The organism is Castellaniella sp. (assembly GCF_049673105.1).
Taxonomy (GTDB): domain Bacteria; phylum Pseudomonadota; class Gammaproteobacteria; order Burkholderiales; family Burkholderiaceae_B; genus Castellaniella.
In genome coordinates this window covers 1-23,014 of the sequence record NZ_JBATXG010000027.1, presented here as the reverse complement: position 1 = coordinate 23,014, position 23,014 = coordinate 1, and the positions used below count along the sequence as shown (strand labels likewise).

Sequence of the window (23,014 nt, the reverse complement as noted above, 5' to 3'; positions counted from 1 at the left end):
CTGCTCTCCCTGTTGTAGCGGGCCTTAACCCTTGACCGCGCCGGCGGTCAGACCGCGCACAAAATATTTCCCTGCGACGATGTACACCAGCAAGGTCGGCAAGGCAGCAAAAATCGCGCCCGCCATATCGACGTTGTATTCCTTGACCCCGGTGGACGTATTGACCAGATTATTCAGGGCAACCATCAAGGGCTGGCGTTCGCCGGAAGAAAAGACCACCCCGAACAGGAAATCATTCCAGACCTGGGTGAACTGCCAGATGATGCTGACCACGATGATCGGCCCGGACAAGGGCAGGATGATCGAAAAGAAAATCCGCCAGAAACCCGCTCCGTCGATGCGCGCGACTTTGACCAGTTCGTCGGGGATCGCCACGTAATAATTGCGAAAGAACAGCGTCGTGAAGGCGATGCCATACACCACGTGCACGAACACCAGCCCCGTCAGGCTGCTGGAAATGCCCAGCGTCCCCAGCGTGCGGGCCATGGGCAGCAGAATGACCTGAAACGGGATGAAGCAGCCGATCAGCAACATGCCAAAAAACAGATTGCTGCCGCGAAAACGCCATTTCGTCAGCACATAGCCATTCAGGGCGCCGATGGCGGTCGAAATCAGCACCGCCGGCACCGCAAACTGGACCGAATTCCAGAAATACCCCTGCAGCCCCCGGCAACGCACGCCGGTGCAGGCCGAGGACCAGGCCTTGGACCAGGGTTCCAGCGTGGGGTCGACCGGCAGGGCCAGCAGATTGCCGGTCCGGATCTCGGCCAGGCTTTTGAAAGATGTGACCACCATCACGTAGAGCGGCGCCAGATAGTACAAACAGACTAGGCCCAGCAAGCCGTAGATCAGCCACCGCCCGCAGCGGGCGGACCAGGGCGCGCGCGGCGCCCCCGCATGCGCGACATCAGCCATGAACGGGCCTCCGCAATTCGGAATAGATCAAGGGCACCAGGATGGCCGCCACCGTCGCCAGCATCATGACCGCGCTGGCCGCGCCCAACCCCACCTGGTTGCGGGTGAAGGCGAACGTATACATGAAGACCGCCGGCAGATCGGTCGCCAGGCCCGGCCCGCCATTGGTCAACGCCACCACCAGATCGAAGCTCTTGATGGCAATGTGCATCAAGATCATGAGCGAGGAAAAGAACACGGGACGCAAACTGGGCAGCACGATCCGGCGATAGATGGTGGGCATGGATGCGCCGTCCACTCTGGCGGCCCGGATGATGGATTCATCCATGCCGCGCAGCCCTGCCAGGAACAGCGCCATCACGAACCCCGAGGATTGCCAGACAGCGGCGATCACAACGGTATAGATGGCCCGATCGGGATCCACCAGCCAATCGAAACGGAACGACGTCCAGCCCAGATCCCGCACGACGTTCTGCAATCCCAGATCCGGGTTGAGCATCCAACGCCAGGCCGTCCCGGTCACGATAAAGGACAAGGCCATGGGATACATATAGATGGCGCGGATGGCGCCTTCGGCGCGAATGCGCTGATCCAGGAGAACGGCCAGCAGCAGCCCAACCGCCAGACACAGCACAACGAACAGGCCGCCGAAAATCGCCAGATTCTTCAGGGCCAGCCACCAGCGGTCATTGGTGAACAGCGTCACATACTGCGCCAGCCCCACGAATTCATAGCGAGGCAGCAGACGCGAAGGCGTCAAGGACAGCACCACGGTCCACAGCATGTAGCCGTAGATGAACAACAACATAATGACGATGCTGGGCGACAGCACCAGCCGGGGCATCCAGGTTTCCAGCCCCTGCCCCAGACGGGCCAGCGCGCGCCGCCCCCCAGGGGCGCGCGGGGCGTCTGCCGCCATGTCCAGGCTTCGTTCCATACCTTTGCCTTATTGAACCTGAGCGGCGCGAGCCAACTGATCCACCGCCTCGTCCACCGAGGCGTTCGGCGCGTTGAAGAACTGGGTCACGACGTCTTGCATGGCGCCGGAAGTGGCCGCCGGCACCGCCATCTGGTGAGCAATGCTGGGCACCAGTGTCCCGGCTTTGGCCGCCGCCTGGAAATCCTGGGCCGACTTCAGTGCGCAGGCGTCAAAACCGTCCAGACTCATGTCGGTGCGCACGGGAATGGAGCCCTTGGCCAGGTTGAAGACTTTCTGGAATGCCGGGCTGAGCACGGCGGAGGCCAGCGCCTGTTGCCCTTTTGCCTCGTCGTCGGAGTTCTGTTTGAACATCACCAGGCTATCGACGTTGAAAGTGAAGGACCCCTGGGACCCCGGCGCCGCCACGCATTCGTAATCCTGGCCGGGGATCTTGCCTGCCTGGGTGAATTCGCCCTTGGCCCAGTCCCCCATCAGCTGCATCGCCGCCTTACCATTGATCACCATGCCGGTCGCCTGATTCCAGTCACGGTTGGGCGAGTCCGGATCAATGTCCGCCCGCAGGGATCCGAACACCTGAAAGGCGCGTTTCATGGTGTCGCTGTGCAAGGCTTTCTGGTCCAGCTGCACCATGGACTGGCGATAGAAATCCGCTCCGCCCACCCCCAGGACGACCGATTCAAACACGGTGAAATCCTGCCAGGGCTGGCCGCCGTGGGCCAAAGGAACATAGCCGGCAGCGCGGATCTTCTTTGCCGCTGCGGGGAATTCTTCCCAGGTGCGCGGGACGTCCACCCCGGCGGCCTTGAAGACGGCTGGATTGACCCACATCCAATTGACCCGATGGACGTTGACCGGCACGGCCACATAGTGACCGTCGTACTTCATGATGTCGGCCACGGCCTTGGGCAGCATGTGATCCCATTTTTCGACCTTGGCCACGGGATCCAGATTCATCAGCACGCCTTCGGCGCCCCATTCCTGGATGCTGGGCCCCTTGATCTGAGCGGCAGCCGGAGGATTCCCGGAGACGACACGGGTTTTCAGCACCGTCATCGCGTTTTCACCCCCGCCCCCGGCGACGGCGAAGTCCTTCCAGGTATAGCCCTTGGATTCCATGATGGACTTCAACTGGGCGGCGGCTTTGGCCTCGCCGCCTGACGTCCACCAGTGCAGGACTTCGATATCGGTCGCGCTGGCTGCCGTGCCGCCAAGCAGCAGGCATCCCAGGATGCTGACGCGCAGAGCTTGCATCTTGAGTTTCATAGGAATCCTCCGTCTGGGAAATTTAGTTTGACTACATATTAAGCATTTTTCATCTGACTGAACGTCATGGATATCCCTAATTACCCCTATTATTACCGTAAAATTCTGATGACTCGACACTCGATATAAATGTATTTTTACTACATAATAAGAACCTAACGACTGATTCACTCATTCCCGATCCGAGGGTGGCTTTCATCATGAACTGTTCTCCCGACACCGACTTCATCCTGTTTGGCGGCACCGGCGATCTCGCCCGGCGCAAGCTGCTGCCCGCCCTGCTGCGCCTGCATGGCCAGGGGCTGCTGGGCCCGCAGACACAGATCTTTTCCGTTGCGCACAGCGCCGGCGACGACGTCGCCTATCGCAGCAGCCTGGCCCAGACGCTGAAGCGCCCGGACACCCCGCCGGACGAATGGGCGTCATTTGAAAAACGGCTGCATTATGTCTCGCTGGATGCTCGCCAGACCGCAGGGTTTTCCGCCTTGGCCTCGCGGCTGACCGCAGGCCGGCCCCGCGTGTTCTACCTGTCCACAGCCCCCTCTTTGTTCGCGGCAATCTGTAAAGGCCTGCACGCGCACCACCTGATCCAGGCGGACAGCCGGATCGCGGTTGAAAAGCCGTTGGGCCACGATCTGGCCTCGTCTCAGGCCATCAACAACGAAATAGGCAAATACTTCCAGGAAAGCCAGACCTACCGCGTCGACCACTACCTGGGCAAAGAATCCGTGCAGAATCTGCTGGCCCTGCGCTTTGGCAACGTGCTGCTGGAACCGCTATGGCGCCGCGAATGGGTGCGCGACGTCCAGATCACAGTGGCCGAACAGGAAGGCATCGGCACCCGCGGCAATTTCTACGACAACACGGGCGCTTTGCGCGACATGGTGCAAAGCCATCTGCTGCAGCTCCTGGCCATTCTTGCCATGGAACCGCCGCCCAGCACCCAGGCCGACGCCGTGCGCGACGAAAAACTCAAGGTACTGGCTGCGCTGGAACCGCTGCAGGATGCCGCTGTGCCAACCCACGCCGTGCGCGGCCAATATCTGGGCGACGCCACCCAGACGGCGTACCGGAACGAAGCCGGCGTCAATCCATCCAGCTCCGTCGAAACCTACGTCGCGCTGACCGCCCACATCAACAACTGGCGGTGGGCAGGCGTGCCGTTCTTCCTGCGCACCGGCAAACGCCTGAACCGCCGTCTGGCGGAAATCGTCGTGACGTTCCGCGACGTACCGACCTCGATCTTCGACACCCCTGTGGCCGGCCTGCAGGCCAATCGCCTGGTCATCCGCATGCAGCCTGAGGAAACCATGACGCTGCACCTGATGGCCAAGTCGGCGGGCGATGGCATGCGCCTGCACCCCGTCGCACTGAACCTGGATTACGCCAAATCGTCTCGGCACCGCCGCCAAGACGCCTATGAACGGCTGATCAGCGACATCCTGAAAGGCAAACTGACTCTGTTCGTCCGCCGCGACGAGCAAGAAGCCGCCTGGCGCTGGGTCGAACCCATCCTGCAGGCCTGGAACCGACTCGATCTGCCCGTGCAGCCCTATAGCAGCGGCTCCTGGGGGCCGGCTGCCGCCGAAGCCATGCTGGCCCGCCACGGCCTGTACTGGCACACCGGCCTGGACCCCGACACACTCACGACACCATGATGAACACCGCTTTATCCAGCTCGCCCGATCTTTCCTACCCGCGCCTGGTCGGGGACATCGGCGGCACCAACGCCCGATTCGCCATGATCCTGGGATCGGGCCAACCCATGGTTTCGGCCAGGACCCTGGCCTGCGCCGACTATCCGGGCCCCGCAGAGGCCATCGGCGCCTATCTTGCCGACACCCGTCTGCCGCCGCCCCGCTGGTGCGCCTTCGGCATCGCCAACCCGGTATCGGGCGATCTGGTGCGCATGACCAACCACCACTGGCAGTTTTCCATTGCCGCGCTACGCGACACCCTGGGGCTGTCCGTGCTGCAGGTAGTCAACGATTTCACCGCATTGGCCATGGCCATCCCCGCCCTGCTGCCCGACGATGTGCGCCAAGTCGGCGGCGGAACCGCTCGCCACGGCGCCGCCATCGGCCTGGTCGGCCCAGGGACGGGCCTGGGCATTTCCGGCCTGATTCCCTGCCAGGGCGACTACACGCCGCTGGCCGGTGAAGGCGGACACATCACGCTGGCTGCCCGCACCCGCGAAGAAGCCGCGCTCATCGACTGGGTGGGCAATACCTACGGACACGTCTCCGCCGAGCGGCTGATTTCCGGCCTGGGCCTGGAAAATCTGTACCTGGCCCACGCGGCCCTGTCAGGCCGCACCGTCGACCCGCTGGGCGCCGCCCAGATCAGCGAACAGGCGCTGCGGGGCGGCGATGCACTGTGCCTGCAGGCCCTGAACAGCCTGTGCGCCTTCCTGGGCACGGTGGCCGCCAATCTGGCCCTGATCCTGGGCGCTCAGGGCGGCATGTACATCGGCGGCGGCATCATCCCGAAACTGGGGCCATTTTTTGATCGGTCCCCCTTCCGGGCACGCTTCGAAGACAAAGGCCGATTTCAGGACTACCTGCGCCAGATCCCGACCCTGGTCATCCAGGCACGGCATCCCGCCTTGTTGGGCGCCGCCCGCGCGCTCGCCCGCCACGCACAGGCACCCGGCCTATGATTCCGCCCTCCTGGCATCTGACTGCCTCTGCGCATGCACAGGCCGGCGCGCTGGCCCAGGCCATCTCCCGCGATCTGCGGGTGGCGCTGCACCAACGCGGGTCAGCCTGCCTGGCGGTCTCCGGCGGTCGTTCGCCCGTGCTCCTGCTGGAAGCCCTGTCCCGCAGCCCGCTGCCCTGGTCCTACATCACAGTCATGCTGGTGGACGAGCGCTGTGTGCCGTCAAACTCACCGGACAGCAACGAAGCGCTGATACGGCAGCACCTGCTGCATCGGGCTGCCGCCAGAGCGCATTTTTCGCGCCCTCAGCCCGGTCCGCTCGATCCATCGACGACCGTGGACGTCATGGTGCTGGGCATGGGCACGGACGGACACACGGCATCCCTGTTCCCGGACGATCCTGCGCTCAGCCTGGCGCTGGACCCGACACAAGCGCCCGCCTATCTGTTCACCCACCCGGCCTCATCCCCCTGGCAGCGGCTCACCCTGAACCTGAGCGCCATCACCCAATCGGGCTGCTTGTACGTCGCCATTGCCAGCGCTGCCAAACGCGTGATACTGGAACAGGCTCTACTGACAGGAAGATCCGGGCCGCCCATCGGGGTGGTGCTGAACTCATACACCGCCCGCGCCGGACTGTACTGGTGCCCCGGCGCGGCGCCGGGCGGCGCCCGGCCCCCGGCACTTGCCGGATCACCCGCCCCTTAATCCCACTGAAAGAAACAGGCGCCCTGCTCCGCCCCCGCAGCCTGGGCACGCGCCACAGAAAACAATTCCCGCCCCACGCCCCAGGACGAGGCCTGGGGGTCGAACACGGCTGCCTCCCGATCTTGCCAGGCAGGATCGCCCAGCACGCTCAGTGTGCCGGTGCGCGCATCGACGCGGATCAGATCACCGTCCCGCACCCGCGCCAAGGGCCCGCCGGCGCTGGCTTCGGGCGACACATGGATGGCGGCGGGAACCTTGCCGGAAGCGCCGGACATGCGCCCGTCCGTCACCAGCGCAACGCGGTGTCCCATTTCCTGCAGGACCGACAGCGCCGGGGTCAGCTTGTGCAGTTCCGGCATGCCATTGGCCTGCGGTCCCTGGAAACGCACGATAGCGACAAAATCCTGATCCAATTCACCATGCTGAAAAGCATCCAGCAAGGCCGCCTGGCTGTCGAAGACACGGGCGGGCGCCTCGACCACCTGATGCTCGGGCGCCACGGCGGATGACTTGATCACCGCGCGGCCCAGATTGCCGCGCAGCAGCTTCAAGCCGCCGTCGGGACTGAAGGGTTCGTCCGCGCCACGCAGCACGGAGACATCCGCCGACACCTGCGGGCCGGCTTCCCAGACGAGCTGCCGGTCGCGCAGCACAGGGGTCTGCACATACGCCTCCAGCCCGCGTCCCATGATGGTGAGGACATCCTCGTGCAGCAAGCCCGCCTGGCGCAGGCTGCGGATCAGAAACGCCATGCCCCCGGCCGCCTGGAACTGGTTCACGTCCGCCGCGCCATTGGGATAGACACGGGCGAGCAGCGGCACCACCGCCGACAGATCGGAAAAATCATCCCAGTCGATCAGCACCCCGGCGGCCCTGGCCACCGCTACCAGATGCATGGTGTGGTTGGTCGATCCCCCCGTGGCCAGCAGGCCCACGATGCCGTTGACCAAAGTGCGTTCGCTGATAATGTCGGCGATCGGTGTGAAATGATCCCCCCCTGCCGCCAGACTCAGGGCATGGCGGGCGGCTTCGCGGGTCAGGGCTTCGCGCAGCGCGGTGCCGGGCGGCACGAACGACGCCCCCGGCAGGTGCAGGCCCATGATTTCCATCAGCATCTGATTGGAATTGGCCGTGCCATAAAAAGTGCAGGTGCCCGGCGCATGATAGGCGCGCAGTTCGGAATCCAGTAAGGCGGCGCGGTCCACCTCGCCCTTGGCGTAGCGCTGGCGGACCTTGGCTTTTTCGTCGTTGGATATCCCCGACGGCATAGGGCCGGCAGGCACGAACACGACAGGCAGATGGCCGAACGTCAGCGCCCCGATCAGCAGACCTGGCACGATCTTGTCGCACACCCCCAGGCAGACCGCCGCGTCGAACATCTGATGGCTGAGCGCGATCGCGGTGGACATGGCGATGACATCCCGCGAGAACAGGCTCAGTTCCATCCCGGCCTGGCCCTGGGTGATGCCATCGCACATGGCCGGGACGCCGCCCGCAAACTGGGCGCTGCCGCCCGCCCCGAACGCTGCTTGCTTGATCCAGTCCGGATATCGCCCCAGCGGCTGATGGGCCGACAGCATGTCGTTATAGGCCGACACGATACCCAGATTGGGGCGCGCCGTCGCGGTCAGGCGGGATTTGCTGTCCACCGGTTCTGCCGCCACCGCATGCGCCAGGTTCGTGCAGCCCAGGATGCTGCGCTGCGTGCGCTGCCCATAAGCCGAACGGGTGCGTTCGAGATACCGTTTCCTGGTGACGCGACTGCGTTCGATGATGCGGTCGGTGACGGACTGAACGGTGGGATGCAAAATCACAGCGGCCTCCTGAAGGAATTCGGAAGACCAGTATAAGTGATTTTCTAACTAAACTACATTTTTATTATTTATTACGGCATATCACTACATAAAAGTAGCTTAATTACCTTTAGCCTAGAGGGCGATCAAGGCCGCTGCGCCTGGCCGCGCAGCCAGGACTCGAACCATTCGAAATCTTCGGGCCAGGTCAGTTTGTCGTTCCGGCGGCTGCCCGGCACCAGCAAGGGCGGGCGACCGCCCGACAATTCGACCGCCGAGGCCTCGTCCGTCACCCGTTCGTCCGCCGTGCAAGCGTCCAGCGCGGCGCTCAGCTCGCCAGCGCGAAACATCTGCGGCGTCTGCGCCAGCCAGAGATGCTCGCGCGGCAAGGTCGCCGCAATGGTCTCCAGCGGCAGCGCATCCACGCCCTGCCGCCGGGCCGGCATGGCCTGCTTGACCGTGTCGGCGACGGGCAAGGCCAGCAGCCCCCCCTGCTCGTGCTGCAAGCAGGCGTCGATCAGCCGCGCCAGCACCGGCGCGGGCAGACCGGGACGCGCCGCATCGTGGACCAGCACCCAGGCATCCGCCGCCAGGGCGGCATCCTGCAAGGCCGCCCGCACGGTCGCCGCGCGCGTGGGGCCGCCGCAAGGGCGCCAGACGGTGCGCGGCAAGCCCGCCAGGGCCTGCGCCGCCCAGGCGTCGGTCGCCGACACCGCGACGCGGACTTCGGCGATTCTGGGATCGGCCAGCAGGGCGCGCACTGCCCGGCGCAGCATGGGTTCGCCCTCCAGCAGGCGATATTGCTTGGGCACGCCATCGGCGCCGCCCGCCCGGGCGCCGATTCCGGCTGCCGGCACGATGGCAATCAGGGAAGGCTTCATAGAGGCGGATTTTAGCCGAGCGCTGGCCGCCACATGAAAAGTAGCCGAACGATCAAAACATCATGATTACCCAATATTTCCTACGCATTATGTAAAATAGCTACATTCACGCGCCGCAGCTCCGGCCCCGTCCGACCGGCTCTCCTTCGACTCGCCCTCCACAGGTCTTTGAATGAACGCACTGGAACTTCTGAAACACAGCCCGGTCATGCCCGTCATCGTCATCCAGGATATCGACTCGGCGGTCGGCCTGGCCCAGGCGCTGGTGGCCGGCGGTATCCGGTCCCTGGAAATCACGCTGCGATCTCCGGCTGCCCTGGATGCCATCCGCGCCATCCGGGACCAGGTACCCGACGCGCTGGTCGGCGTAGGCACGGTGCGCACCCCGCAGCAACTGGACGATGCGCTCAAAGCAGGCGCCAGCTTCGGGGTCAGCCCCGGCCTGAGCAGCACGCTGGCGCAGGCCATCCAGTCGGCCAAGATTCCTTTTCTGCCCGGCGTGGCCACGGTATCCGAAGCCATGCAGGCTGCCGAATGGGGTTTTACGGTGCAAAAGCTGTTTCCGGCTGAAGCCGTCGGTGGCGCCGCCCTGCTGAAAGCCTGGCACGGTCCCCTGCCCGATCTGATGTTCTGCCCCACGGGCGGCATCCATGCCGGCAATGCCGCCAACTACCTGGCCCTGCCTAACGTAGGCTGCGTGGGGGGGTCCTGGCTGACGCCGCCCCAGGCCGTGGCTGCGGGCGACTGGGACGCCATCACCGAGCTGGCCCGACAGGCCTGCACGCTGGTGAAATAAGGCCGTCGCCGGGCCTTCCCGGCACCGGCCAGCCCCTTAGGCCACTGGCAGCGGGTAGGCCGCCAGCGGCGTTTCCCCCCGCAAGACCCGCAGCAGATTGCTGACGGCCATGTCCGCCATGGCCGCGCGTGTCTCGTGAGTGGCCGAGCCGATATGCGGCAAGGCCAAAATACCCGGATGCGCACGCAAAGGCGAGTCCAGCGGCAGAGGCTCGACATCGAACACATCCAAGCCCGCTGCCCGCAAGCGACCGCTGTCCAGAGCGTCCAACAGGGCGCGTTCCTGAACGACCGGCCCGCGCGCGCCATTGATCAGAATAGCGCCGGGTTTCATGCGGGCAAAGGCCTGTGGCCCCATCAAACCCCGTGTCTCATCCGTCAGAGGCAAGACCAGCACGACAAAATCGGCGGCAGTCAGCAGTTCGTCCAGCGCCACCGCCCTGGCCTTACCCGCCGGCAGGCCGCTGTCGGCGGGCCTGCGGCTATGGTAGAGCACCGGCATGCCGAACCCCAGCGCCGCCCGGCGGGCCAATGCCCGACCGATGCGGCCATAGCCGACGATGCCCAAGGTCTTGCCATGCACATCCCAGCCGTACTGGTCGGCCCCCACGTTCTGCAGCCAGCGGCCTTCGCGGACCACGGCGGCCATCTCGCAAACGCGGCGGCTGGTCGTCAGCATCATGGCGAACAGCAGATCGGCGACCGACTCCGTCAGCACGTCGGGGGTATGGCACAGGACAATGCCCCGGTCCCGCATCGCCGCCAGCGGATAGGCGTCCACACCCACCGAAATACTGGACACCACTCGCAGCCCAGGCGCCTGATCCAGCATCGCCGCATCCAGGCGGACGCTGGAACCAATCATGCCGGCCACCTGCGGCAGGGCAGCGAAAAACGCATCCCGCTGATCCTCGCGCCGGGGGTCTGCCTGGATCACATCGTGTTCCTGCCGAATCCTGTCCAGCTGGGACGGCGGCAGCTCGCGATAGACGAGAACGGACTGGCGGCTCATAAGCCGGCCTGCTGCAGGATCGCCCGGGTCGGCAGGCCTTCGGTATCGCCGCGCACCTGCACGGCGCGGGCGCCGATCCAGGCCCCCCGGGCCGCTGCCCGGCGCATGTCTTCGCCTTCCAGCAAAGCGCTGATCACGCCGACCGCAAAGCCGTCGCCCGCCCCTACGGTATCGATCACCTGCTCGACCGGGCTGGCCGGCACGTAGCCCTGCGCCGTCCCATCATCGTAATAAGCACCCTCGGGTCCCAGCTTGATCACGACCAGGCGCGCGCCCCGGTCCAGATAAAAGCGCGCAATCGCTTCGGGCTGCTGTTCTCCGGTCAGCAGACGGCCTTCTTCCAGGCCGGGCAGGACCCAGTCCGCCAGCGCAGCCAACTGATTGATGCCGGCGCGCATGGCGTCCACGGACGCCCACAGCGAGGGCCGCAGGTTCGGGTCGAACGATACCGTTCTACCGGCGGCGCGCATCTGGCTCATCGTCTGCAGCGACACCTGGAAACTATCGGCGGACACGGCGGCGAACACACCGGTGGCATGCAGATGGCGCGCGCCCAGCAACCAATCCCGATCCACATCGGCAGGCGTCATGCGGCTGGCCGCCGAGCCTGCGCGGTGATATTCGACCAGCGGATCGCTGCCGTCCTCGACCCGGCCTTTGAACAACATGCCGGTGCGTGCGCCCGCCACCAGAGCCACGCGGGAACAATCCACGCCTTCGCCCTGGATGCTGGCCAGCAGATAGCGCCCCATCGAATCCTGCCCCAGGCGGCTGCCCCAGCCCACTCTCAGCCCCAACCGGGCCAGGCCGATGGCCACATTGGTCTCGGCGCCGGCTGTCCGCTTGTGAAAGACATCCACTTGTTCCAACGGCCCGGTCCGGTCCGCCACTAGCATCACCATGGCCTCGCCCAGGGTGACGACATCCAAGCATTCACTCATCAGATTGCTCCGCTTGACGCAGCAGGCCCAAAGCCTGCCGAGTCGCATGTTCAAGATCGGCCCCCATCAGGGGGAATTCAATCGCCCTGAAGGCAGCGGCAGGCAGCGCCCGCAACACCGCCCGCCACGGCGCCGCCGACACGTCCAGCGGCACCGCTACCCAGCGATCGGGGCGCCGCAGCACCCCCTTGCAATGGACATAGCGCACCCGCGACGCAAAGGCCTGCGCGGCCTGCAGCGGACATTCTCCCACCCAGTGCCAATTACCCATGTCGAACGTCATGCCCAAAGACAGGCCGGCGGCATCCGCCGCCCGGAAAAACGACGCCAGGGCAGGCACACTGCCTGCCGAACGCGTCTGATCGTTTTCCACCAGCAAGGTCACCGATTCGTTCGCCAGCATGTCGCGCAACACATTCATGCCCGCGACATCTCCGAGACGCCAGCCGCCAATGGACATTTTTAGCACTGCCGCCCCCGTCCGATGGGCGCGGGCCAGGCCGTCGCGCACGGCGGCGGCATCGAAGCAGCCCGAGGCATCCCACATCCCCTGTGCACAGGAATAGACACAGGCCATCCCCGACCCGGCCACCAGAGCGGCCAGCGCATCGAGTTCCGCGGCGTCATCGCGCAACAGTTCGCTGCGAATCTCGATGCCATCGGCGCCTGCCGAATGCGCCAGGCGCGCAAACCAGACCTGGCCGTGGCGGCGCACTTCATCCGCGCCATAGGCTGTCAAGGAAACGAGCACGTTCCCCGCAGCAATCCTTCCTGTCATGCGTGCGCTCTTTAGTGATTCAGGATCTGGCCCAGGAAACTGCGGGTCTTTTCATGCTGGGGCTGATGAAAGAACTGGTCTGGCGGGGCCTGCTCGATGATCTTGCCGTCCGCCATGAAAATCACGCGGTCGGCCACGCTGCGCGCGAACCCCATTTCATGCGTGACGCACAGCATGGTCATACCGTCGCTGGCCAGGCTGATCATGGTGTCCAGGACTTCCTTGACCATTTCCGGATCCAGCGCCGACGTGGGTTCATCGAACAACATGACTTTAGGCGTCATGCACAGCGCCCGCGCAATCGCCACCCGCTGCTGCTGCCCGCCGGACAACTGGCTGGGATATTTATGCGCTTGTTCAGCGATGCGCACCCGCGACAGGTATTCCATGGCCTGGGCCTCGGCCTGATCTGCCGTGAGCCCGCGCGAGCGCATCGGCGCCAGCATGCAATTGCGCAACACCGTCATGTGCGGGAACAGATTGAACTGCTGGAACACCATGCCGACTTCCTGTCGCACGACATGCACCCCCCGCCCGTCGGGGCGGAGCGTGGTGCCGTTGACGACGATCAGGCCGTCGCGGATGGTCTCCAGACCGTTGATGCAGCGGATGAGCGTCGATTTCCCCGAGCCAGAAGGCCCGCAGATCACGATGCGCTCGCCCGCCGCGACGGTCAGATCGATGTCCGTCAGCGCATGAAACTGCCCGTACCACTTGTTGAGTTTCTCGATCTGGATGATCGGGCCGGCAGTCTCAGGAGCCTGGGTTGTCGTCATAGCTAAGGTTCCAGATTCAATCGGAATTATTGCTTCAGCTCGGGCAGCGGGCTGCCCAGCCATTTCTGATAGGACTGGCTGAACGTGCCGTTCTGGATATTGCGGCTGATCACCTCATTGACGGCCTTCAGAGTCTCGGGCTGTCCCGGACGGATCGCCACGGCCATTTCCTGCTGCAGCAGCACGAACTTGTTGTCGAAGCGGTCCGGCGCGCGCTGGGCGATACCGGCAGCCACCGTGGTGGAACATCCGATGGCATCCACCTGGCCCGACAGCAGGGCTTGCATGGCCGAAGCATCGTCATCGAAGCGGCGGATGTCGGCATCCTTGGGGGCGATCTTGGTGACAGCGATGTCCTGGGTGCTGGCGCGCGCCACACCGATCCGTTTGCCCGACAGCCCTTCGGGGCCGCTGATCGCCTGACCCTTTTCACCGAACACGACGATCTGAGCAGCGGAATACGGCTGCGAGAACTGCACTTGTTTGGCGCGTTCCGGCGTGATGGCCAGCGATGCCACCAGCATATCGACCTTGTCGGTCAGCAGGTAAGGAATGCGGTTGGGGCCGGTGACCGGCATGATCTTGACCTTGACGCCCAAGTCCTTGGCCAGGATCTTGGCGACATCGGCGTCGTAGCCGTCGGGCTGATTGTCGGTATTCATGATGCCGTAGGGCGGGAAATCCACCAGCATGCCGACGGTGAGTTCGCCTTTTTGCTTGACCTGATCAATGGTTTCGGCGGATGCCGCCGGCGCCAGGCCGACCGCCAGGCTGGTGCAGGCGGCCAGCACAGTGCCCCCCAAGATGCCGCGCAAAGTATGACGCTTGAACATAGGATGTCTCCATGAAATAACCGGCCTGAGCCAGAATGGGGCCAAGACCCCTCGAAATAATCAGTTTTGTGCCAGAGAAACCGCCAGGCGCCGTTCCATCCGCCCCGCCAGCAGCGACAGCGGCCAGCACAGCAGAAAATACAAAACCGCCACGATCGAGAACACCATCATGGGTTCGAACGTCGCGTTATTGACGATCTGCCCCGCCCGGGTCAACTCGGTAAACCCGATGATGGCCGCCAGCGACGTGCCCTTGATGACCTGCACCAAATAACCCACGGTGGGCGGCACGGCGATCTTCAGCGCCTGCGGCAGGATCACATCGCGCAACAGGTAGCGGTATTTCAGGCCCAGCGCAGCGGCGGCTTCCCATTGGCCTTTGGGCACGGAATCGATACAACCGCGCCAGATCTCGCCCAGAAAGGCCCCGGCGTTCAGCGCCAGAGCCACGGCGGCGGCGGTCCAGGGATCGACTTCGAAGCCGATCACCGGGGCGCCGAAGAACACCAGGAACAATTGCAGCAGCAACGGCGTGCCCCGGAAGATCTGGATGAAGCCCAGCGCCAGCGCGCGCGCTGCCCGGCTAGGCGCGGTGCGCGCCAGGGCCACGATCAGCCCGACCAGCCCGCCGCCGGCAAACGCCGTGATCGACAGCAGCACCGTCCACTGGGCGGCGTACAGGATGTACCAAAAATCGGAAAGTCCAAAGGTTCTCATGAGCGACCATCCGGGTAATGCAGATACCGCCGGTGAATCCGGTGGAATAGGTAGGAAAAGCACAAGGTCAGCGCCAGGTAGATCAGCGTGATGACGATATAGATCTCGAAACTGCGGAAGGTTTCGGATTGCAGCGTGGCGGCCACCGACGTCAGATCGTCAGCGGAAATCACCGAGACCACGCTGGAGGCCAGCATCAGCAGGATGAACTGGCTGGTCAAGGCCGGATAGATGGCGCGCAGCGCGGGCTTGAGGATGACGAAACGGAAGATCTCGACACGCGACAGATTCAGCGCCAGACCGGCTTCGATCTGCCCCCTGGGGATCGCCTCGATGCCGGCGCGAATGATTTCCGTGGCATACGCCCCCAGATTGATCGTCATCGCCACCAGCGCCGCCATATAGGGCGACCAGCGCACCCCGATGGCCGGTAGCGCGAAAAAGAAGAAGAACAACTGCACCAGAAACGGCGTGTTGCGAATCAGCTCGATATAGACCTGGATCAGCGCCCGCACCGGCGCAGGGCCGGAGGTCTTGCCCCAGGCGCACAGGATCGCCACCCCGCTGCCCAGCAGCATGGCCAAGGCGGATAGCTGGATCGTCATCCAGGTGCCGTGCAACAGCAAAGGCCAGGCCTCGAGGACCGGACCGAACTGAAAAGAGTAATTCATGGGCAGCCAGAAAATTGATATCTGAGCGTCATTGAAACCGGTTTCATTATCCTATTCAAGTCGCAGCGCGAGCAGAATCAGGACTTACCCTGAGATCGTGCGGCAGGTGGAACCGCGCGCCATCAGAACACCGGGCAAGCGGATGGCGCGAGCGGGCACATCCAAGCCCTCCATGCGCTCGATGAGACATTGCGCCGCCAGAGTACCCAAGGCATCCGTAGGCTGCGCCACGGCGCTGATACCCGGCCCCACATACGGCGCCCATGCCGTGTCGTCTATCCCCACCAGGCCGATGTCGCTGCCCAGGCGCCAGCCCAGTTCCGCCACCGCCTCGACGATCCGCATGGTGATCACTGCATTGCCCGCAATCAGCGCCGGCGCTCGGGTGGCGCGGCTGCGCACCGCCTGCAGCGCACGGATCAGACCAGCAGGATCATCGGCGCGGGAAGCCACCCACGCCCCCCGGCCACCGTGCAGCGCTTCAAAAGCAGCCACCCGTTCCTGCCGGGAACTGATGCCTGCCGGGGGTTCGGTCACCAGCAGCAGTTCGTCATAGCCAGCCTCGTTCAAATGCCCAACGCACATGGCGATCGCCTGTTGATTGTCCAGGGACACGAAATCCGCATCCATGCCCTGGCGCAGACGGTCCACCAGGACGACTGGCCGCCCCTGCAGCGCCGGCGTCACGACGGCTTCCTGTTCCAGCCCCATCGTGTTCAGGATGAAGCCCTCGACCTGATAGCCGGACAGAACACGCAGGCCGGCGCTTTCACGGTCGCGTTCATTGCCCAGGTTGAACAGCATCATCAGAAACCCCGCCTGGCGGCAGGCGTGTTCCGCACCGCTCAGGACCGCCACCGAATAGGGATTGGTGATGTCGGCGACGACCAGTCCCACCAGCCGGGACCGCCCCCGCTTCAAGGCCTGCGCCATCGGGCTGGGGGTATACGACAAAGCCTGTACCGCGGCAGCCACCCGCCCGGCGATCTCGGGCGACAGCAGAGTATCCCGATGATTCAGGAAGCGGGACACCGTCGCTTTCGACACCCCGGCATGATGGGCGACATCGGCGATCGTGGCACGGGACGCAGTATTCTTGCGGATGATATGGCTCATTGCAAAAGAGGTTTCCCACAGATGCCCGGCGGCGGCGCTGCGCATCCGGCCAGGCAGACAAGAGGGCTTGCAGGATCATATCAGTCCCCCCCGAGCGCTGCCACGCAGCCCCTGCGGCCTTTATACTAAGCCACTCATGAACACCCCCATCCTGCCCGAACTACGCGGTCGCCTGCCTCATCTCAGCCGCGCCGCCGCCCGCGTCGCCCGCCTGATCCTCGCCCGGCCAGGCGATACCGCGCGCATGTCCATCGGCGACGTCGCCCAGACCGCCGAGGTCAGCGAACCCACCGTGATCCGCCTGTGCCGGACCCTGGGCTATGCCGGATGGCCGGCCTTCAAGGTCCAGCTGGCGGCCAGCCAGATCAACGGCGTACCCTATGTGCATTCCGCCCTGGCGCCCGGCGACGGCATTCCAGCCCTGACGGGCAAGGTATTCGACAATGCCGTGTCCGCCCTGCTGCGCATCCGCGACAGCCTGGACCCCGGCCAGGTGGAATCGGCCATCAAGCAGCTCACGGCGGCTCGTCGCATCGAGTTCTACGGCATCGGCAATTCGGGCATCGTCGCGACTGACGCCCAGCACAAATTCTTTCGCTTCGACCTGGCGGTCGTGGCCTATGCCGACAGCCATACCCAGAGCATGGCGGCCTCGCTGCTGGGTCCGCGCGATGCCCTGGTGGCGATCTCGCATTCCGGGCGTTCGCGCGAACTGCTGGACGCCGTCGCCCTGGCCCGCGCCAACGGCTGCCCGATCATCGCCATCACGGCATCGGGCTCGCCGCTGGCGGACCTGGCCACCATCCTGCTGCGGGCCGACACCCAGGAAGACACCGAACTCTACAGCCCGATGATCTCGCGCCTGGTGCACCTGGCCATCATCGATGTGCTGGCGCTGGGGGTTGCCCTGAACCGGGGCGACCAAGCCAGCCACCTGCTGGCCAAGACCAAGCAAAGCCTGAAGAACAAACGACAGTCCTGATGCAAGACCTCCCCACTCGATCCCCTGCTCCGGCCCTCCCCGCGCTGACCGCCACGCTGGCCGCCCTGAAACCGGGCCAGCGCTACGCGCAGCCCCGCCCGCCCGGATCCGGTGATGCCCTGTGGCTGGCCGCTTTGGCCAGGCAGGCAGCCCATCCGCTGGCGGCGTTCTGCGCCGACCCGCTGGCGGCCCAGCGTCTGGCCGAGGAAATCACCCTGTTCGACCCCGACTTGCGGGTGCGCTTCATGCCGGACTGGGAAACCCTGCCCTACGACAGTTTTTCCCCGCACCAGGACCTGATTTCCGAACGCCTGCGCACCCTGCACGCCCTGGGACAGGGCGCCGTGGACGTGCTGATCGTACCGGTCACCACCGCGCTGACACGCCTGGCGCCGCCGGCATTCCTGGCCGCCTATACCTTTCAGTTCCGCCAGGGCGATACGCTGGACGAAGAACGCCTGCGGGCGCAACTGACGCTGGCCAACTACAGCCATGTCACCCAGGTCAGCGCGCCTGGCGAGTTCTGCATCCGCGGCGGCCTGATCGATCTGTTCCCCATGGGTTCGGCCCTGCCTTACCGGATCGATCTGTTCGACAACGAGATCGAATCCATCCGCAGCTTCGACATCGATACCCAGCGCAGCCTGTACCCGGTGCGCGAGATCGAACTGCTGCCTGGCCGCGAGTTCCCTATGGACGAGGCGGCCCGCAACCACTTCCGGGCGCGTTTCCGGGAAATTTTCGAAGGCGACCCGTCCCGCGCCCTGCCCTACAAAGACATCGGCAACGGCATCGCCTTCGCCGGCATCGAATACTATCTGCCGCTGTTTTTCGAACACACCGCCACCCTGTTCGATTATCTGCCGGCCGACACCATCGCCGTGACGCTAGGCGATGCGTCCGCCGCCATCACCCGCTTCACCCAGGACGCCCATAACCGCTGGCAATTCCTGAAATCCGACCCCGAGCGGCCCGTCCTGCCCCTGGACGCGCTGTTCCTGGACGATGAAGGCTTTCATGCCGGACTGCGCGAATTGGCCCGCCTGGCTTTGGTGCACGACCAAGCCCACCCCGATTTCGCCGTCTGCCCGGACGTCGCCATCAACCGCCGGGCCGAAGATCCCTTGGCAAGCCTGCGCCGCCACCTGGACGACAGTCCGCTGCGCACGGCCCTGTGTGTGGATTCCGCGGGGCGGCGCGAAACCATCACCGAACTGCTGAACGACTACCGGATCAAGCCGGACGCGGTCTTTGATACGTGGCAGGATTATCTCGGCAGCGACGCCCGCTTCGCCCTGATCGTGGCGCCGCTGACCGGCGGCTTTCTGTTACCGCCGGCGGGCTTGGCCATCCTGACTGAAAACGATCTGTACCCCGCCCAGGCCGCCCGCCCCGCCCGCAGCCGTCGACGGCGTTCCGAGCGGCACAGCGACATCGACGCGATGGTGCGCGATCTGGCCGAGCTGCATATAGGCGATCCGGTGGTGCACGTGCAACACGGCATTGGCCGCTACCAAGGCCTGGTCAGCATGGACCTGGGCGACGGGCCGATCGAGCTGCTGCATCTGGAATACGCCCGCGAGGCCACGCTGTACGTGCCTGTGTCGCAGCTGCACCTGATCGCCCGCTACAGCGGCGCCGATCCGGATCAGGCCCCGCTGCACCCCCTGGGGTCGGGTCAATGGGAAAAGGCCCGCCGCAAGGCCGCCCGCCAGGCCCGCGACACAGCCGCCGAACTGCTGGCGCTGTATGCCCAGCGCGCCGCCCGCGAAGGCCTGCACTTCCAGTTCCCTGCTCGCGACTATCAGGCCTTTGCCGAGGGCTTCGGTTTCGAGGAAACCCCGGACCAGGCCGCCGCCATCACGGCGGTGATCCAGGACATGACGTCCGGTCGGCCCATGGATCGGCTGGTCTGCGGCGACGTGGGTTTCGGCAAGACCGAAGTCGCCTTGCGGGCTGCATTTCTGGCCGCCATGAACGGGCGTCAGGTGGCGCTGCTGTGCCCCACGACCCTGCTGGCCGAACAACACGCGCAGAACTTCGCCACCCGCTTCGCCGACTGGCCCGTGCGCATCGCCGAACTATCCCGCTTTCGCACCGGCAAGGAAACCGCCAAGGCCATCGAAGGCCTGGCCGACGGATCGGTGGACATCGTCATCGGCACCCACAAGATCCTGTCCAAGGACATCCGCTACAAACAGTTGGGCCTGGTCATCATCGACGAGGAACACCGTTTCGGCGTGCGCCAGAAAGAAGCTCTGAAGGCGCTGCGAGCGGAGGTCGACGTCCTGACTCTGACCGCCACCCCGATTCCCCGCACGCTGGGCATGTCGCTGGAAGGCATCCGCGATTTTTCCGTCATCGCCACCGCGCCGCAAAAGCGTCTGGCCATCAAGACCTTCGTGCGCCGCGAGGATGGCAGCACCATCCGCGAAGCCATTCTGCGCGAACTCAAACGCGGCGGACAGGTGTATTTCCTGCACAACGAGGTCGACACCATCCAGAACCGCCGGGCGCGGCTGGAAGAACTGGTGCCGGAGGCCCGCATCGCCGTGGCCCACGGCCAGATGGGCGAGCGCGAACTGGAAGACGTCATGAAAGGCTTCTACCAGCAGCGCAGCAACATCCTGCTGTGCACCACCATCATCGAGACCGGCATCGACATCCCCTCGGCCAACACCATCATCATCCATCGCGCCGACAAACTGGGCCTGGCCCAGCTGCATCAGCTGCGCGGGCGGGTGGGCCGGTCCCACCACCAGGCCTACGCCTATCTGCTGACCCCCGGCGAAGACGCCATCACCAGCAATGCCAAAAAGCGCCTGGAAGCCATCCAGTCCATGGAAGAACTGGGCGCCGGATTCTTCCTGGCCATGCACGACCTGGAAATCCGCGGCAGCGGCGAAGTGCTGGGCGAATCGCAGTCCGGCAACATCCAGGAAATCGGCTACACCCTGTACAACGACATGCTGGCCGCCGCAGTGCGCGCGCTGAAATCCGGGGAAGAACCCGATCTGGACGCGCCCTTCGGCTCGCAGTGCGAGATCAATCTGCACGCCCCCGCCCTGCTGCCCTCGGACTACTGCGCCGACGTGCAGGCCCGCCTGGGGCTGTACAAACGCCTGGCGCATGCCGCCGATGCCGACGCTCTGACGCTGATCCAGGAAGAGCTGATCGACCGTTACGGCAAACTGCCCGAAGCCGGCCAGACGCTGCTGTCCCTGCACCGCCTGCGCCTGCAGGCACAGGCGTTGGACATCATCAAGATCGACGCAGGGGACTCGCAGGCGGCCATCCAGTTCACCGCGCAGCCCAAGGTCGACCCCCTGCGCATCATCGAACTGGTGCAACAGGACCGCCAAGTGCGCCTGAACGGCCCGGACAAGCTGAAAATCACCTTCGGCGGCACGGTGGACGTGCCCGGTCGCGTACAGAAACTGCGCAGCCTGCTGCAGCGCTTGGGCGGCGCAGCAGCGTAAGCTTTCACGGTCAACCCACCGCACAGGTTGGCTGCCCGCGCCAATGGCCGCAAGGGCAGCCGACCCCGCAAACGCCCCGCCGGCGCCTGATTCACGTATCACATGACAGAGTCTCTCTGCATTTGAATTGTTAACGATTCCTGTTTAGAATCATTAAATCAACTGAGAATCATTTTCATATTCAAGTTCATCTGGAACCGTCACCGACAGAAGAGACACGCGCACCCACAGCGCGCCGCCGGGAACTTCCAGCCGCCCACTTCCTCTCCCACCGCCGATAAAAACCATGCGGAAACCGACTCATACCCCTATCGCCCGCGCCATCCTCGTCATGGCCGGGCTACTAGCGCTGGCCTCCACTCCTCTTCACGCACAAAGCGCCGATACGGCGGACGGCAATGCTTCTCCCCATTCCGATGCAAGCACACAGGCAGGCGATCGCGCAGCGGCACCGCGCGTGGCGGAACTCGACACGGTCACAGTGACCGGTTCCATCGGCGATCTGCAGAGCCTGGACTTCTACGCACCCAACTCCAGCGCTGTGATCAGCGCCAAGGACATCGAAGCCCAGGGCGCCCGCAAGCTCGACGAAGCCCTGCAATATCAGGCGGGCATCCTCAGCGAACCCTATGGCGCCGACAACAAGGTCGAATGGTTCAAGATCCGCGGTTTTGATGCATCCACCTCGCTGGACGGCACGCCGACGACGCCGAATGGATTCTTCGTCTGGAAACCCGAAATCTTCGGCGTCGAATCGGTCGAAGTGCTGAAAGGGCCAAGCGCTCTGGAATTTGGCGCGTCCGATACGGGCGGCGTGGTCAACCTGGTCACCAAGCGGCCTCACAAGGCAGAATCCCTGTTGATAAATGCCGAGGCGGGCCATCGCGGTCGCCTGGGTCTGGGCATCGACTACAACGGCATCGCCAACGACGCGGGCAACGTCTACTACCGCATCGTCGCACAGGCCCGCCGCGCCGACAGCATGCAGCGGGAAACGGACATGAAAAGCTACTATCTGGCGCCCAGCCTGACGATAGATTTCAGTGACCGCACGTCCCTGACGCTGCTCAGCAGCATCCAGCACGAGGACGGTCGTCCCACCAATGGGTTTCTACCCGCCTACGGCACCCTCATCGACACGCCCTACGGCAAGATCGACCGGCGCCTGAACGCGGGCGAGCCTGGTTTCGACCATCTGAAGCGCACGCAGGCAAGCGCTGGCTGGCTGTTCAGCCACAAGCTGAGTCCGGACTGGACCTTCACGCAGAACTACAAGTATTCCCACCTGGACATCGACCAGCGCAACGTATTCGCCTGGTCATCGGACAACAATCGCGAACTGTTGCGCGGCTATTCGCTCACCGACGGTAGCACCAGCAACCACTACATCGACAACCGGATCAAAGGCCACCTGCGCCTGGGCGACTCGGTGGAGATTCTGCCCGTCATCGGCATCGACTACCTGAAATCCAGCACCTCCGGTCGCAACAACGGCTTCGGCGGGGTTCCGAACCTGGACATGTTCGATCCGGTCTACGGTCGATCCTTCCCAGTCAATGCTCTCCCCTACGACCTGCATACCAATCAACTGGGCCTGTACACCTCCGCCCAGGCACGGGTCGGGTCGCGCTGGAACTTCAATGCCGGCATCCGGCACGACCGTGCCAGAAGCGACAGCCTCAGCAGCGGGACGATCGCCGGATACGACGCCAGCCACAACAGCGTGAACGTCGGCGCCATGTACATCAGCGACTAC

21 protein-coding genes are annotated in these 23,014 nt (G+C 64.5%); 7 read left to right on the top strand and 14 right to left on the bottom strand.

From position 1 onward, the window contains the following. Positions 1–24 precede the first annotated feature (24 nt). Genes WBF69_RS11095 through WBF69_RS11085 form a run of 3 tightly spaced genes read right to left on the bottom strand, consistent with a single transcriptional unit; the run spans position 25 to position 3,118 of the window. A complete protein-coding gene (locus WBF69_RS11095) occupies positions 25–915 on the bottom strand; it encodes a carbohydrate ABC transporter permease (RefSeq protein WP_424264119.1) in 891 nt (296 codons plus the stop codon). Continuing rightward, entirely contained in the window at positions 908–1,852 is a 945-nt protein-coding gene (locus WBF69_RS11090) for a carbohydrate ABC transporter permease (protein WP_424264117.1), read from the bottom strand. The genes WBF69_RS11095 and WBF69_RS11090 overlap by 8 nt, the downstream gene beginning before the upstream one ends. Before the next feature lie 9 nt (positions 1,853–1,861). Continuing rightward, positions 1,862–3,118 (bottom strand): ABC transporter substrate-binding protein, encoded by a 1,257-nt coding sequence (locus WBF69_RS11085; protein WP_424264115.1) that lies wholly within the window; start codon positions 3,116–3,118, stop codon positions 1,862–1,864. Positions 3,119–3,318: 200 nt separating this feature from the next. Here WBF69_RS11085 and zwf point away from each other — a divergent pair, with 200 nt between their 5' ends. From zwf to WBF69_RS11070, 3 genes are read left to right on the top strand one after another with little or no spacing between them, the layout of a single operon-like run. Then, on the top strand, positions 3,319–4,776 hold the full coding sequence (gene zwf, locus WBF69_RS11080; RefSeq protein ID WP_424264113.1) for a glucose-6-phosphate dehydrogenase: 1,458 nt from the start codon (positions 3,319–3,321) through the stop codon (positions 4,774–4,776). After that, complete coding sequence (locus WBF69_RS11075) at positions 4,773–5,777, top strand: glucokinase (protein ID WP_424264112.1); 1,005 nt, start codon at positions 4,773–4,775, stop codon at positions 5,775–5,777. The genes zwf and WBF69_RS11075 overlap by 4 nt, the downstream gene beginning before the upstream one ends. Beyond that, the gene (locus tag WBF69_RS11070; protein ID WP_424264110.1) at positions 5,774–6,484 is read left to right on the top strand and encodes a 6-phosphogluconolactonase; all 711 of its coding nucleotides are present in this window, start codon (positions 5,774–5,776) and stop codon (positions 6,482–6,484) included. The genes WBF69_RS11075 and WBF69_RS11070 overlap by 4 nt, the downstream gene beginning before the upstream one ends. On the opposite strand, the gene edd is transcribed toward WBF69_RS11070, so the two are convergent. Together edd and ispD are read right to left on the bottom strand one after the other, a co-directional pair. Beyond that, on the bottom strand, positions 6,481–8,298 hold the full coding sequence (gene edd / locus WBF69_RS11065) for a phosphogluconate dehydratase (RefSeq protein WP_424264108.1): 1,818 nt from the start codon (positions 8,296–8,298) through the stop codon (positions 6,481–6,483). The two genes, WBF69_RS11070 and edd, sit on opposite strands and share 4 nt — an antisense overlap. A gap of 125 nt (positions 8,299–8,423) precedes the next feature. Then, complete coding sequence (ispD, locus tag WBF69_RS11060) at positions 8,424–9,158, bottom strand: 2-C-methyl-D-erythritol 4-phosphate cytidylyltransferase (RefSeq protein WP_424264106.1); 735 nt, start codon at positions 9,156–9,158, stop codon at positions 8,424–8,426. 172 nt (positions 9,159–9,330) lie between these two features. On the opposite strand from ispD, the gene WBF69_RS11055 reads away from it, so the two are divergent. After that, the gene (locus WBF69_RS11055; RefSeq protein ID WP_424264104.1) at positions 9,331–9,954 is read left to right on the top strand and encodes a bifunctional 4-hydroxy-2-oxoglutarate aldolase/2-dehydro-3-deoxy-phosphogluconate aldolase; all 624 of its coding nucleotides are present in this window, start codon (positions 9,331–9,333) and stop codon (positions 9,952–9,954) included. Between the two features lie 36 nt (positions 9,955–9,990). On the opposite strand, the gene WBF69_RS11050 is transcribed toward WBF69_RS11055, so the two are convergent. From WBF69_RS11050 to WBF69_RS11015, 8 genes are all read right to left on the bottom strand, one after another. Further along, on the bottom strand, positions 9,991–10,965 hold the full coding sequence (locus WBF69_RS11050) for a 2-hydroxyacid dehydrogenase (RefSeq protein WP_424264103.1): 975 nt from the start codon (positions 10,963–10,965) through the stop codon (positions 9,991–9,993). After that, a complete protein-coding gene (locus tag WBF69_RS11045; protein ID WP_424264101.1) occupies positions 10,962–11,906 on the bottom strand; it encodes a sugar kinase in 945 nt (314 codons plus the stop codon). The genes WBF69_RS11050 and WBF69_RS11045 overlap by 4 nt, the downstream gene beginning before the upstream one ends. Next, positions 11,899–12,684, bottom strand: a complete 786-nt coding sequence (locus tag WBF69_RS11040) for a sugar phosphate isomerase/epimerase family protein (protein ID WP_424264099.1) — start codon at positions 12,682–12,684, stop codon at positions 11,899–11,901. Before WBF69_RS11040 ends, WBF69_RS11045 begins: the two co-directional genes overlap by 8 nt. 11 nt (positions 12,685–12,695) lie before the next feature. Continuing rightward, a complete protein-coding gene (locus tag WBF69_RS11035) occupies positions 12,696–13,460 on the bottom strand; it encodes an amino acid ABC transporter ATP-binding protein (protein ID WP_424264097.1) in 765 nt (254 codons plus the stop codon). A 26-nt stretch (positions 13,461–13,486) separates the two neighbouring features. Then, positions 13,487–14,293, bottom strand: coding sequence for a transporter substrate-binding domain-containing protein (locus WBF69_RS11030; protein ID WP_424264095.1), 807 nt, complete (start codon positions 14,291–14,293; stop codon positions 13,487–13,489). 60 nt (positions 14,294–14,353) lie between these two features. Next, a complete protein-coding gene (locus WBF69_RS11025) occupies positions 14,354–15,010 on the bottom strand; it encodes an amino acid ABC transporter permease (RefSeq protein ID WP_424264093.1) in 657 nt (218 codons plus the stop codon). Then, entirely contained in the window at positions 15,007–15,681 is a 675-nt protein-coding gene (locus WBF69_RS11020; protein WP_424264091.1) for an amino acid ABC transporter permease, read from the bottom strand. The genes WBF69_RS11025 and WBF69_RS11020 overlap by 4 nt, the downstream gene beginning before the upstream one ends. Before the next feature lie 84 nt (positions 15,682–15,765). Further along, the gene (locus WBF69_RS11015) at positions 15,766–16,797 is read right to left on the bottom strand and encodes a LacI family DNA-binding transcriptional regulator (RefSeq protein WP_424264089.1); all 1,032 of its coding nucleotides are present in this window, start codon (positions 16,795–16,797) and stop codon (positions 15,766–15,768) included. Between the two features lie 136 nt (positions 16,798–16,933). Here WBF69_RS11015 and WBF69_RS11010 point away from each other — a divergent pair, with 136 nt between their 5' ends. After that, complete coding sequence (locus WBF69_RS11010) at positions 16,934–17,779, top strand: SIS domain-containing protein (RefSeq protein ID WP_424264087.1); 846 nt, start codon at positions 16,934–16,936, stop codon at positions 17,777–17,779. Beyond that, positions 17,779–21,258 (top strand): transcription-repair coupling factor, encoded by a 3,480-nt coding sequence (mfd, locus tag WBF69_RS11005; protein WP_424264085.1) that lies wholly within the window; start codon positions 17,779–17,781, stop codon positions 21,256–21,258. The genes WBF69_RS11010 and mfd overlap by 1 nt, the downstream gene beginning before the upstream one ends. Positions 21,259–21,411: 153 nt before the next feature. Here the strand turns inward: mfd and WBF69_RS11000 are convergent, their stop codons facing one another. Next, a complete protein-coding gene (locus WBF69_RS11000; protein WP_424264083.1) occupies positions 21,412–21,546 on the bottom strand; it encodes a hypothetical protein in 135 nt (44 codons plus the stop codon). On the opposite strand from WBF69_RS11000, the gene WBF69_RS10995 reads away from it, so the two are divergent. After that, a partial coding sequence (locus tag WBF69_RS10995) for a TonB-dependent siderophore receptor (RefSeq protein WP_424264081.1) occupies positions 21,545–23,014 on the top strand: 1,470 nt, incomplete at its 3' end. The genes WBF69_RS11000 and WBF69_RS10995 overlap by 2 nt on opposite strands.